Source organism: Pseudidiomarina piscicola (genome assembly GCF_902806985.1).
Classification (GTDB): Bacteria; Pseudomonadota; Gammaproteobacteria; order Enterobacterales; family Alteromonadaceae; genus Pseudidiomarina; species Pseudidiomarina piscicola.
This window is the reverse complement of sequence record NZ_CADCXY010000008.1, coordinates 27,848-38,952: the sequence shown is the minus strand read 5'-3', so window position 1 is coordinate 38,952 and position 11,105 is coordinate 27,848. Positions and strand designations below refer to the sequence as shown.

At 49.4% G+C, this 11,105-nt stretch carries 13 protein-coding genes; 6 read left to right on the top strand and 7 right to left on the bottom strand.

Features of this window, described 5'->3' with window-relative positions; genetic code table 11:
* Positions 1 to 57: 57 nt before the first annotated feature.
* On the top strand, positions 58 to 1,176 hold the full coding sequence (locus PSI9734_RS11410; protein WP_173921252.1) for a tRNA nucleotidyltransferase/poly(A) polymerase-related protein: 1,119 nt from the start codon (positions 58 to 60) through the stop codon (positions 1,174 to 1,176).
* Here the strand turns inward: PSI9734_RS11410 and PSI9734_RS11405 are convergent.
* From PSI9734_RS11405 to folB, 3 genes are read right to left on the bottom strand one after another with little or no spacing between them, the layout of a single operon-like run.
* Positions 1,153 to 1,947 carry an undecaprenyl-diphosphate phosphatase gene (locus PSI9734_RS11405; RefSeq protein ID WP_173921251.1) on the bottom strand — a complete coding sequence of 265 codons (795 nt, stop codon included), beginning with the start codon at positions 1,945 to 1,947 and terminating at the stop codon, positions 1,153 to 1,155. The two genes, PSI9734_RS11410 and PSI9734_RS11405, sit on opposite strands and share 24 nt — an antisense overlap.
* A gap of 1 nt (position 1,948) precedes the next feature.
* The gene (folK, locus tag PSI9734_RS11400; RefSeq protein ID WP_173921250.1) at positions 1,949 to 2,494 is read right to left on the bottom strand and encodes a 2-amino-4-hydroxy-6-hydroxymethyldihydropteridine diphosphokinase; all 546 of its coding nucleotides are present in this window, start codon (positions 2,492 to 2,494) and stop codon (positions 1,949 to 1,951) included.
* Position 2,495: 1 nt separating this feature from the next.
* Positions 2,496 to 2,849, bottom strand: coding sequence for a dihydroneopterin aldolase (gene folB, locus PSI9734_RS11395; protein ID WP_173921249.1), 354 nt, complete (start codon positions 2,847 to 2,849; stop codon positions 2,496 to 2,498).
* A 98-nt stretch (positions 2,850 to 2,947) separates the two neighbouring features.
* Between folB and plsY the strand changes: the two genes are divergently transcribed.
* Entirely contained in the window at positions 2,948 to 3,538 is a 591-nt protein-coding gene (gene plsY, locus PSI9734_RS11390; RefSeq protein WP_173921248.1) for a glycerol-3-phosphate 1-O-acyltransferase PlsY, read from the top strand.
* A gap of 6 nt (positions 3,539 to 3,544) precedes the next feature.
* On the opposite strand, the gene tsaD is transcribed toward plsY, so the two are convergent.
* Genes tsaD through PSI9734_RS11375 form a run of 3 tightly spaced genes read right to left on the bottom strand, consistent with a single transcriptional unit; the run spans position 3,545 to position 6,796 of the window.
* Positions 3,545 to 4,558, bottom strand: a complete 1,014-nt coding sequence (gene tsaD / locus PSI9734_RS11385; RefSeq protein WP_173921247.1) for a tRNA (adenosine(37)-N6)-threonylcarbamoyltransferase complex transferase subunit TsaD — start codon at positions 4,556 to 4,558, stop codon at positions 3,545 to 3,547.
* A 54-nt stretch (positions 4,559 to 4,612) separates the two neighbouring features.
* Entirely contained in the window at positions 4,613 to 5,725 is a 1,113-nt protein-coding gene (locus tag PSI9734_RS11380) for a PilT/PilU family type 4a pilus ATPase (protein WP_173921246.1), read from the bottom strand.
* 33 nt (positions 5,726 to 5,758) lie between these two features.
* A complete protein-coding gene (locus PSI9734_RS11375; RefSeq protein ID WP_173921245.1) occupies positions 5,759 to 6,796 on the bottom strand; it encodes a type IV pilus twitching motility protein PilT in 1,038 nt (345 codons plus the stop codon).
* Positions 6,797 to 6,833: 37 nt separating this feature from the next.
* Between PSI9734_RS11375 and PSI9734_RS11370 the strand changes: the two genes are divergently transcribed.
* Genes PSI9734_RS11370 through PSI9734_RS11355 form a run of 4 tightly spaced genes read left to right on the top strand, consistent with a single transcriptional unit; the run spans position 6,834 to position 9,347 of the window.
* Complete coding sequence (locus PSI9734_RS11370; protein WP_173921289.1) at positions 6,834 to 7,538, top strand: YggS family pyridoxal phosphate-dependent enzyme; 705 nt, start codon at positions 6,834 to 6,836, stop codon at positions 7,536 to 7,538.
* Positions 7,535 to 8,362, top strand: a complete 828-nt coding sequence (proC, locus tag PSI9734_RS11365; RefSeq protein WP_173921244.1) for a pyrroline-5-carboxylate reductase — start codon at positions 7,535 to 7,537, stop codon at positions 8,360 to 8,362. Before PSI9734_RS11370 ends, proC begins: the two co-directional genes overlap by 4 nt.
* Before the next feature lie 12 nt (positions 8,363 to 8,374).
* Positions 8,375 to 8,899 (top strand): YggT family protein, encoded by a 525-nt coding sequence (locus PSI9734_RS11360; protein ID WP_173921243.1) that lies wholly within the window; start codon positions 8,375 to 8,377, stop codon positions 8,897 to 8,899.
* A gap of 4 nt (positions 8,900 to 8,903) precedes the next feature.
* Positions 8,904 to 9,347 (top strand): DUF4426 domain-containing protein, encoded by a 444-nt coding sequence (locus PSI9734_RS11355; RefSeq protein WP_246194942.1) that lies wholly within the window; start codon positions 8,904 to 8,906, stop codon positions 9,345 to 9,347.
* Here PSI9734_RS11355 and PSI9734_RS11350 read toward each other — a convergent pair.
* A complete protein-coding gene (locus PSI9734_RS11350) occupies positions 9,344 to 11,083 on the bottom strand; it encodes a potassium/proton antiporter (RefSeq protein WP_217420788.1) in 1,740 nt (579 codons plus the stop codon). The genes PSI9734_RS11355 and PSI9734_RS11350 overlap by 4 nt on opposite strands.
* Positions 11,084 to 11,105 lie beyond the last annotated feature (22 nt).

Genomic DNA, 11,105 nt, shown 5'->3' with positions numbered 1-11,105 from the left:
ACTTGCATCAGGGCTAGTCATTCGCCATCATCAGCATAACTAATTTAGGAGTAGAGTGTGAACGTTTATCTGGTCGGTGGTGCAGTACGCGATAATTTATTAGGTAAGGCCATTCATGAACGCGACTATGTGGTGGTTGGTGCAACGCCTGCAGAAATGCTAGAACTAGGCTATCGTCAGGTAGGCAAAGACTTTCCCGTATTTCTGCATCCCGAAACCAATGAAGAATATGCATTGGCGCGCACCGAGCGCAAATCGGGCCGCGGCTACACCGGCTTCGTGATTGCCGCCACGCCTAAGGTTACCCTAGAGCAAGATCTAGAACGCCGAGACCTCACTATCAATGCGATTGCTCAGGCCGACGATGGCGAGTTGATTGATCCTTACGGTGGGGTCGACGATATCGATGCGCGTATTATCCGTCATGTCTCGCCGGCGTTTGTCGAAGACCCTTTACGTGTTCTCAGGGCAGCGAGGTTTGCGGCACGATTTGCCAATGATGGCTTTGTCGTAGCAGACGAAACTCTAGCGCTGATGCAAGAAATCAGCGCAGCCGACGAACTGAGCACCCTGGCCAATGAACGCGTGTGGGTCGAAACAGTGAAAGCGCTCTCCACGACACGAGCTGATGTCTATTTCGAGGTGCTGCGGCGCGCTCAAGCATTGCGACCTTGGTTCCCAGAGCTCACCGACGAAAAACTCTTTACCCGGGTCGTCAAACGCTTAAAAAACGCTAAAAAGGAAAGCGCTGACATCAAATTTGGGTTATGGATGGGCGAACATGAGGAAGCTGATGTCGACGCGATTTGTGCGCGGTTAAAAGTGCCAAACGAATGGACAAAGTTGGGGCAACTGAGCTGCCAATGGCACCCGAGTAGGCACTCATTAACCTGCCCAAGGGTGTTCTGTGCTTGTTTACAGCAGGCCGACTGTTGGCGCCGCCCCGAACGTTTCGAAAAGCTAACCGAGCTATGGCACCAACAAGGCCTGCCCGAGTCGCAGCAAAACACTCTTAAACGCGCCTTTCAGGCGGCCACTGACATATCGGCCAGCGACCTTATCACGCAGGCGGCAAACCGCGGCGAACAACTTCGCGGCCCAGCAATTGGGGCCGCGGTTCAAGACGCACGCGAACAGGTCATCGCTACCGTGTTAAACAAAGAAAGCGAAGAGTAACAAGCCTAACGCTAAGCGGTAAATGACAAAAGGTAGCATTCCCATGCGCTCGATGACCTGTAAGAACAGCTTAATGCATAGGTAAGCAGCAAAAAATGCCACCAACATGCCCAAAGTGACCATTCCCCAAGCGACCGGTTCAGCTTGTTGCACAAGCTGAACACCTTTATACCCACCCGCAAGGGCTATCACCGGTATTGATAATAAGAATGAAAAACGTGCGGCATCTGTCCGCGTAAGTCCCAACAGCAAACCTGCCGTAATGGTGATTCCCGACCTTGACGTGCCAGGTATCAATGCAATCGCTTGGGCAACACCAATAAATAGCGCTTGTTTGAGTGTTAACCGCTCTAGCGAAGAGCGCTCACTCGCGCGACGATCGGCAAACCAAAGCAGCAAACCGAAGCCAATAGTTGTGGTGCCTATCACCAATGCCGAGCGCGCATAGTTTTCCAGTAGGTCATTGCCGAGCAGCCCTGCCACCCCAGCCGGGACCGTAGCCCAAACGATAAACCAAGCTAAACGGCTATAGCTGGAGTGTTGTCCGCGCCAGCTGTTAAACCAGCCAACGATAAGCTCACCGACTTCTTTTCGATAGTAGAACACCACCGCAGCTAAGGTTCCTACATGCACGGCCACATCAAAAGCTAAGCCTTGGTCTTGCCAACCTAGAAGCTGCGAAGGCAAAATTAAATGGGCCGAGCTGGAAATCGGCAAAAACTCTGTTAGCCCCTGAATTAACGCGAGAATAATGGCTTCAAATGTACTCAAACTAGGCTTCCTTGTTCATTGTTGGAGTCACCAAATAAGGTAGGTTTTCAAATTCAAATTCTATCGGTTGCAGCCGTTGTTCGCCACGATAATTACGCCAAATATCTATTAACTTTCGGCCGTCAACGGGATGTCGTTTTTCTGGTGCAAGTTCAGCCAGTGGCCAAAGTACAAAAGCGTTATGAATAATCTCCGCTCGCGGCAACTGCACTGGCGCTGAGCAAACTTCGTCATTATACATCAGCACATCAATATCTAAGGTTCGGGGGCTATACTTAGCGGCGCTTGAGAGGTGACCATGACCCTTTTCAATTGCTTTACATGCCTGCGCTAATTCGGTTATCGAGAGAGTCGTTTGCAGTGCCACCACAGTATTTAAAAAGTCATGCCCGGCAAAACCAACCGCCTCGCTTTCGAATACCCGTGTCACGTGCATCGGTGCGGTTGCCGAGGCGAATCTGTCATGCAAAGCCCGCAAGCCTAGATTGATATGATGATATCGGCGCCTATTGCTACCCAGCCCCAAAAATACCTGCGCCGGACGCATGTCAGCTCTTGCTCCGATGAATTTCCACACCAACAGTTGTTGCCGCCGCAACCGCTTGCGGCTTACTCACCGAAACTGTTATTTCAGTCACTTGAAAGCGTTCCATAATAAGTTGTGCAACTTCTTCAGCAACGGTTTCTATTAGCTGTCGCGGGCGAGATTCAACCAACGCAATCACCGCTTTACTCACCGCGTCATAATCAAGTGCGTATTGCAGTTCATCCGTCGCTGCTGCGCTACGTTGGTCCCACCCCATGGTAAGATCAAACACCAGCGGCTGGGGCTGTTCATGCTCCCACTCAAACACCCCAATCAGGGCTGACGTTCTTAGCCCCTTTACAAAAACCTTATCCATTGCACACTACTCTCATTATCGGCATAGAAATTTTCCCGCTAAGCGCTTATGCTTAGGGCTTTGCATAGTAACGGAAAGCGCGCCGGAAAAAAAACTATATGGGTGCATTAATAATCCTAGCCATTATTGTGGCTTATTTGTTTGGCTCTCTCAGTAGTGCCGTAATTATTTGCAAGCTCTTTGGCTTGCCAGACCCTCGTTGCCACGGTTCTAACAACCCAGGGGCCACCAATGTCTATCGGCTAGGTGGCAAGCTACCAGCGGTGCTGACACTTAGCTTTGACGTGCTCAAGGGCATGTTACCGGTATGGGTCTCCTATTTCTTCGGTATTGCCCCGCTATTTTTAGGCTTGATCGCGGTGTCGGCCTGCCTTGGTCATATCTTCCCGCTCTATTTTCAATTTCGGGGCGGCAAAGCCGTGGCCACAGCTTTGGGGACAATGTTTCCCGTTGCTTGGCAAATGGCACTGCTACTGATCGCAACTTGGCTATTGGTTTTCCGAGTGAGTAAAGTGTCTTCGTTGGCTGCGATTATCACCGTTACCCTGGCGCCTTTTTATGCCTTTTGGATCAAGCCGCAATACACCGTGCCCACGATCATGATATCCATTCTTATTATTTGGCGGCATCAAGCGAATATTTCGCGCCTACGTCAAGGGAGTGAAAAACAGATCAAACGCCGTAATTAATGTTGGTTACGGCTGATTCAACTGCTCCAACGGCCAACGAGGAAAGGTCTTCACCTTGGTATCTACCGCCTCACCCGCCGCTAAACGCTGCGCGCCGGCGTAAGCAATCATTGCGCCGTTATCGGTACAGAATTCTGCTCGCGGGAAAAACACTTCGCCATTAATTTGTCGCGCAAAATCATGCAACTGACGGCGTAATTCGTGGTTCGCACTGACGCCGCCTGCAACCACTAACCGTTTCAGTCCGGTCTCTTTGAGCGCACGTCGACACTTTATCACCAAGGTATCGACGACCGCCTCTTGAAACGCGCGCGCGATGTTGGCTTGAGTCTGCGTGTCTTGCTCTGCTTTGGCCAAGGTGTTGGCCGCAAACGTTTTAAGCCCACTAAATGAAAAGTCGAGCCCAGGTCGGTCGGTCATGGGGCGAGGAAATTTATAGTGCCCAGCTTCACCCTGCTCAGCTAAGGCTGCCAAACGCGGTCCACCCGGGTAGTCTAGGCCCATCAACTTGGCGGTTTTATCAAATGCTTCGCCAGCCGCATCATCGACCGACTCGCCGAGCAATTGATAGCTACCAATACCAGCAACTTTCACCAACTGCGTATGGCCGCCAGAGACCAGTAAAGCGATAAACGGAAATTCTGGCGCCACATCTTCCAGCATAGGCGCAAGCAGGTGCCCTTCCATATGATGAACAGCAACCGCAGGCACTTGCCAACCGTAAGCGAGGCTGCGACCAATACAAGCACCGACTAGTAGAGCCCCTACCAGCCCTGGGCCCGCGGTATAAGCGATACCATCAATATCAGCTGCGTCGAGTTGCGCTTCATCGAGAGCAGCTTGAATTAAAGGAAGCGCTTTGCGGACATGATCGCGAGATGCCAGCTCAGGCACCACACCACCATAATCCGCATGCAGTTTAACTTGTGAATAAAGCTGATGAGCTAAGAGACCTTGTTCCGTGTCATAAATCGCGATTCCTGTTTCATCACAGGATGTTTCGATACCCAACACACGCATGTTTCACCTCGTCTACCGCAGCACTTTAAATTAAGGGCGGTAGTTTACTCGAAGTTAATCAAGATCGACAGTCACACCTTTCAAGCCGCCTTCGTCACCCGGTGTTGACTCACCGCTCAGTTTAATTTTCAAGCGCAAATCATTAGGTGCATCTGAGTGGCGTAGTGCTTCTTCGAACGAAATTTTGCGTGCTTTATAAAGATCAAACAAGGCTTGGTCGAAGGTTTGCATGCCTAGCTCGCGCGACTTGGCCATAATTTCCTTAATTTCGCCCATATCGTTCTTGGCAATTTTCTCTGCCACAATCGGACTATTAAGTAGCACTTCAAAAGCTCCAATGCGTCCACCATCGTTCGTCGGAACCAGTTGCTGTGCAACAATTCCACGTAGGTTCAGCGAGAGGTCAAACATTAATTTGCCAACTTTTTCTTTGGGAACCATGTGCATGATGCGTTCGATCGCTTGGTTGGCATTGTTTGCGTGCAAGGTTGCTACACACAGATGCCCTGTCTCGGCGAAGGTTAGCGCGTATTCCATAACTTCTTGCGAGCGGATCTCACCAACTAAAATAACGTCGGGAGCCTGGCGCAGAGAGCTCTTAAGAGCCGCTTCAAAGCTCTCAGTATCGGTACCTACTTCACGTTGCGTGATCATTGAGTGACCATGCTCATGAACGAATTCAACGGGATCTTCGATGGTCAGAATATGCCCTCTGGAAGTTTGGTTTCGATGCCCTATTAGCGCTGCTAAACTGGTCGACTTACCCGTACCTGTACCACCGACCACGAGCATCAAACCGCGTTTGGCCATAATCAATTTGGTAAGTACTTCTGGCAGCTTTAACTCTTCGACGGTTGGGATCTCGGTAACGATACGGCGAACCACCATACCGGCACGTTGACGCTGCCAAAACGCACTCACCCGAAAACGGCCAATACCTTTGCGGAAAATCGCAAAGTTAGCCTCATGGGTCGTCAAGTATTCATCAAGGTGCTTCTCGCCGAGCGCTTCTTTGACGAGGTCAAGTGCGCCTTCCTCAGAGAGCTTCTGCTCACTTAAATGACGTAATTCACCATTCACTTTCGCACTTGGTGGTAGCGCCGCGGAGATAAACAGGTCCGAAGCATCCTTTTCGATCATGACCTTAAGCAACTTATCTAACAACATGGTGGTTCCTCGCTTTTACTCGCGCTTCAACGCCTATTTAAACGCTTCTTTGTTTGCCGCTTTCGCGCGCGCTTCAACTCGTGCAACGACCCCTTGATTGAGCAAGTTGAGTAAGCCTTGATCTAGGGTTTGCATACCATGCGCCGCGCCGGTCTGAATCGATGAGTACATCTGCGCTACTTTGTCTTCACGAATCAAGTTTTTAATGGCTGGCGTAGCCATCATTATTTCGTGTGCAGCGACACGGCCGCCGCCAACACGTTTAAGTAATGTCTGCGATATCACTGCGCGTAAAGACTCCGACAACATGGAACGAACCATCGGCTTTTCGTCGCCGGGAAATACATCAATGATCCGGTCAATCGTTTTCGGCGCTGAGGTGGTGTGCAAGGTACCAAAAACCAAATGGCCGGTTTCTGCAGCTGTCATCGCCAATCGAATGGTTTCCAGATCTCGCATTTCACCAACGAGGATAACATCCGGGTCCTCCCGTAACGCTGAACGTAGCGCAGCACTGAAGCCGTGAGTATCGCGATGCACCTCACGCTGATTGATCAAACTTAGCTTATTATTGTGCACAAACTCAATCGGGTCTTCGATGGTTAAGATATGATGGTGTTTGTTTTCATTGATGAAGTCGACCATGGCTGCCAGTGTAGTTGACTTACCTGAACCGGTTGGGCCGGTCACCAGTACCAGCCCACGCGGCTGGTCCGCAATGGTTTTAAATATTTCTGGGCAACCTAACTGCTCTAACGATAGGATATCGCTCGGGATGGTACGCATGACCGCGCCGCAGCCCCGATTCTGCATAAATACGTTCACCCGAAAACGTGCTAAGTCTGGCAGCTCAAACGAAAAGTCACATTCAAAGTTCTGTTCAAACTCCTTGCGTTGACGATCATTCATAATGTCATAGACAAGTTCTTGCACTTGTTTATGACCTAGCGCCGGAATATTAATTTTACGAACATCCCCATCAACCCGTATCATAGGCGGTGAGTCTGCCGAAAGATGTAAGTCTGACGCATTATGTTTGACGGCAAAACCTAGTAACTCTGTTATATCCATACCATTTCTCTTATTGTTATCGGTGATCCGTTACATGATGAATAGCATAGTTGACCGCTTAAAAGAAGTCCGCAGCAGCATAGAATCTGCCTGTCTACAGAGCAATCGTAGTTCAGAATCGGTGCAATTGTTAGCTGTAAGCAAAACCAAACCCGCCTCGGACATACGTTCACTCTATCACGCTGGACAACAGCAGTTTGGTGAAAACTATTTACAAGAAGCGCTAACAAAACAGCAACAGCTGCTCGACCTCACTGATATTGTTTGGCACTTTATCGGCCCTATTCAGTCAAATAAGACACGCGATATCGCCAGTCACTTTGCTTGGGTGCACAGCATTGATCGACTAAAGATCGCCCGCAGGTTAAGTCAGCAACGAGCGCAAGATGCGCCCCCTTTAAATGTCCTGATTCAGATAAATATAGACGATGAATCAACAAAAGCAGGTATTCAGCCCGAGCAACTGGTCGAGTTCGCTGGCGAAATGGCCCAGTTACCGAACCTCAAGCTACGCGGCTTAATGACACTTCCAGCGGCCGAAGCTTCCGCGCAACAACAGCAACAGAGCTTCGCTACTATGCAACGCTTGTATTCTGAGCTTGCATCCCAATATCCTACAGTAGATACACTTTCTATGGGTATGAGTAATGACCTTGAGTCGGCAATCAAAGCCGGCTCAACAATGGTGCGTATTGGCACTGCATTATTCGGTGCCCGCGATCAAACAAGGAGTAATGAATGACCACACAGACACGTAAAATCGCCTTTATTGGTGCAGGAAACATGACCCAAAGTATCGTTGGCGGAATGGTTTCAAGTGGCTATCCAAGTGATCATATCTTTGTAAGTAACCCAAGTGCTGGTAAGTTGGAAAAAATGGCGCAGTCGTTAAACGTCCATACCAGTCACGATAATGCCGAGATTGCCAATGCTGCAGACGTTATTGTGCTGGCTGTTAAACCGCAGCTGATGGCCGATGTGTGTGCCGCATTGACCGAACAAGTAAGCAACTTAGCCGATAAACTCATTGTTACCATTGCCGCAGGCATCCGTATTGAAAAATACCGTAGCTATTTAGGCGATACCATTCGTATGGTTCGCGTCATGCCAAACACCCCTTCGTTGGTGGGTAAAGGAATGTCCGGTTTAGTTGCCGACGACCGCGTCAGTGATGACGACAAAGCCTATATCACCGAAGCATTCGACGGCGTGGGTGAAACCTTATGGGTTGCCGATGAAGATGAGCTAGATATTCTCGGTGCAGTTGCCGGCAGCGGCCCAGCCTACTTCTTTGAATTTATGGCGAGCTTGCAAAAGGCCGCCGTAAACCTCGGTTTTGATCGAGAAAAAGCCCGAGCTATGGTACAACAAACAGCATTGGGCGCCGCAGAAATGGCAATAGCCAGTGAGCTAGAGCTAGAAGACTTACGAAAACAAGTCACCAGCAAAGGCGGCTCAACGGCAAAAGGGGTTGAACAGTACCAAGCCCATGACCTCGATAAAACTTCTGATGATGCCGTGAAAGCGGCCGTTAAACGTAATCAAGAGATGGCGAAACTCTTTTAAGGGCAACAAACTATGGAACTTATGCGTTTTCTGATCACCATTGTCTTTGAGCTATTTTTGATGGTGGTGATCCTGCGAGTTTGGTTACAAGCGGCTCGCGCTGACTTTTACAACCCTGTTAGCCAATTTGTCGTAAAAGTAACGAACCCGTTAGTACTGCCATTAAGAAAAGCGATTCCGATGGTTGGAGTGTGGGACCTTGCCACAATTGTGCTGGCGTTGGTGGTCAGTATTGGTAAATTTATGGCCTTATACGCCGCCCATGGTTACCCAATGATTTGGAGTGATATTCTTCTCATGGGCGTATTGGGTGCAGTAAGCCAGTTTTTACAATTGCTATTTTGGGTAGTACTTATCCGCGCCCTGCTAAGTTGGTTTGCCCAAGGGTACAACCCTATGCAAGCGATTTTAGTGCAGCTAACCGAACCTTTTTTAGCGCCGATCCGCCGAATCATTCCGCCTATCGGCGGCCTGGACTTATCGGTGTTGGTTCTGGTGATCGGAATTCAAGCCTTACGTATCGTCATTGGAGTGTAATGCTATGCGCAAACTTGGCTTTTTCGCTGTCATGCTGGTTGTGCTGGCAGCAAGCTTACTGCCGGCTCAATCGCACGCTGAGCAAAGTAAACGCTTAGGCCCGTGGGAAGTGCATTACAATGCGTTCAATTCAACCTTGCTGCGCCCTGAGATGGCGCAGCAGTACGGCTTAGAACGCTCAGCAACACTTGCCACTTTAAATATTGCGGTTTTAGCGGCTGATGTTGCGGGAAAACCAGCGCAGCAAGTTACCGTCGAAGGGTATGCGATGAACCCGCTAAGTATGCAACAACCGCTAGACTTCCAAGAAGTTGTAGAGGGTGACGCAGTGTATTACTTAGCCCAAACTTCATTTACAAACCTTGAAACGTTACGGTTTTTCATTACCGTAACAAAAGATGGACAAAGCCAAGAGCTACGCTTTTCACAAGAGTTCTGGCGTAACTAAGCCTCGCCGGTCTCTAATAACTTCACACCAACCTTGGTAATTGCATTGTCTTCGTTCAGCTCTCGAATCGTGAGCTGAACGCTACCAAGCTTCAATTGGTCACCCACCACCATGCGTCGATGGAACTTTTGCGAGAAGTAAGCATGTAAGCTCATGGATTTCTGCTTCTCTTTGAGTTGGCCAAGGGGATAGAAGCTGGCGACATCGGCTAACGTTAATTCACCATTGAGCGTAAAGTCACCAAAGAAGTCACTGCTATTTAGCGAACGAGCCTTACCACCGGCGGCAAGCACGCGACTGATTTCATCAATATGCTGTACTTTCGCCACCACCAATACGTGATCGCTTTCCCGCAGTTTTGGCCGGACACTCGGCTGTAGCCATTCACCTTCACGAATTAATCCGACAAACTCCAAGGGAACCGACCAACGGAGCTCGTACCAATAATGGTCACAAGCAGGCGAACGCTCACTAATTTCGTAAGACCAAAGCTCTAAAGGATCATTGCTACCTACTTTGTCTAACGCCATACGTTGACTAGGCTCAGCCTCTAGTGGCACCTCGAGTTTTAACCAGCGCGCCATGGGCGCTATGGTCCAGCCTTGTAATAGCAGCGACACCAACACGACAACAAAAGCCACGTCGAAGAATAGCTCCTGACCGGGCAACCCTTCAAGCCATGGATATAAGGCCAAAATAATAGGTACCGCGCCTCGTAGCCCGACCCAACTGATAAATAACTGCTCACGTATGGGGAACGAAAACGGTAATAAACTTGCCATCACGGCAACCGGACGAACAACAAAAATCATGATTCCAGCAATACTTAACGACAGGGGCAAATTCTCAATCAGGTGAGACGGCGTTACTAACAACCCTAAGATTAAGAACATCATGATCTGACTCAGCCACGCCAAGCCGTCTTGCACTTGCAGCATATGAATTAACTGCGGTAGCCGTGCATTACCAATTTTATAGCCCATCAAATAAGCGGCTAAAAAACCGCTGCCGCCTAACGACGAGGTAAGCGCAAAAACGACCACCGCACTGGCAGCCGCCATTAACGGAAAAAAAGTAAACTGTGCGGTGATTTTGTTCACCATAAAAACAAACAGCCGGCCGCCTAGCCAACCACCACAGAAACCAATCACCAACTGTTGGGCTATTTCTAAGCTAACAATAGTCAATGAGAAGGTTTGCCCCGAAGCGATTAACGTGGTCATGGTCATCGTTAAAATCACTGCCATCGGGTCGTTCGTTCCCGATTCAATTTCTAGCGTCGATGCAACCCTTTGCTTTATTTTTAAGTTCTGTGACTGAAAGATACCAAAGACTGCGGCCGCGTCTGTTGAGCTTAATATAGCGCCGATCAGCAACGCGATGGGCCACGGCATATCGAATAACCACACGACACCAACAGCGGTCAGTGTCGAGGTGAGCGCCACGCCTACTGTCGCTAGGCTAATGGCTGGCCACAGAGCCACCCGAAAGCGCTCTCTTTTGGTGCGCATTCCGCCGTCAAAAATAATAATCACTAAAGCTAGAGAACCAATTAAAAATGCCACTTCGGGCTGATCAAACTGAATTCCCAATAGGCCTTCTTCACCCGCCAACATACCCACGACTAAAAAAACTAAAAGCAATGGTGCTCCTAGCTGCGATGACACCACCGCGGCAAGAATACTCACTAACAGCAATGAGCCCATCATTAGCATTACACTATTTAAGTCGCCCAAGAATTCTCCTTTGGTCGTTGGT

Bases quoted from the DNA above. Each gene is read 5' to 3' on its own strand.
- folK (WP_173921250.1), bottom strand. From the start codon at position 2,494: ATGCGTCCGGCGCAGGTATTTTTGGGGCTGGGTAGCAATAGGCGCCGA.
- folB (WP_173921249.1), bottom strand. From the start codon at position 2,849: ATGGATAAGGTTTTTGTAAAGGGGCTAAGAACGTCAGCCCTGATTGGG.
- plsY (WP_173921248.1), top strand. From the start codon at position 2,948: ATGGGTGCATTAATAATCCTAGCCATTATTGTGGCTTATTTGTTTGGC.
- tsaD (WP_173921247.1), bottom strand. From the start codon at position 4,558: ATGCGTGTGTTGGGTATCGAAACATCCTGTGATGAAACAGGAATCGCG.
- PSI9734_RS11380 (WP_173921246.1), bottom strand. From the start codon at position 5,725: ATGTTGTTAGATAAGTTGCTTAAGGTCATGATCGAAAAGGATGCTTCG.
- PSI9734_RS11375 (WP_173921245.1), bottom strand. From the start codon at position 6,796: ATGGATATAACAGAGTTACTAGGTTTTGCCGTCAAACATAATGCGTCA.
- PSI9734_RS11370 (WP_173921289.1), top strand. From the start codon at position 6,834: ATGAATAGCATAGTTGACCGCTTAAAAGAAGTCCGCAGCAGCATAGAA.
- proC (WP_173921244.1), top strand. From the start codon at position 7,535: ATGACCACACAGACACGTAAAATCGCCTTTATTGGTGCAGGAAACATG.
- PSI9734_RS11360 (WP_173921243.1), top strand. From the start codon at position 8,375: ATGGAACTTATGCGTTTTCTGATCACCATTGTCTTTGAGCTATTTTTG.
- PSI9734_RS11355 (WP_246194942.1), top strand. From the start codon at position 8,904: ATGCGCAAACTTGGCTTTTTCGCTGTCATGCTGGTTGTGCTGGCAGCA.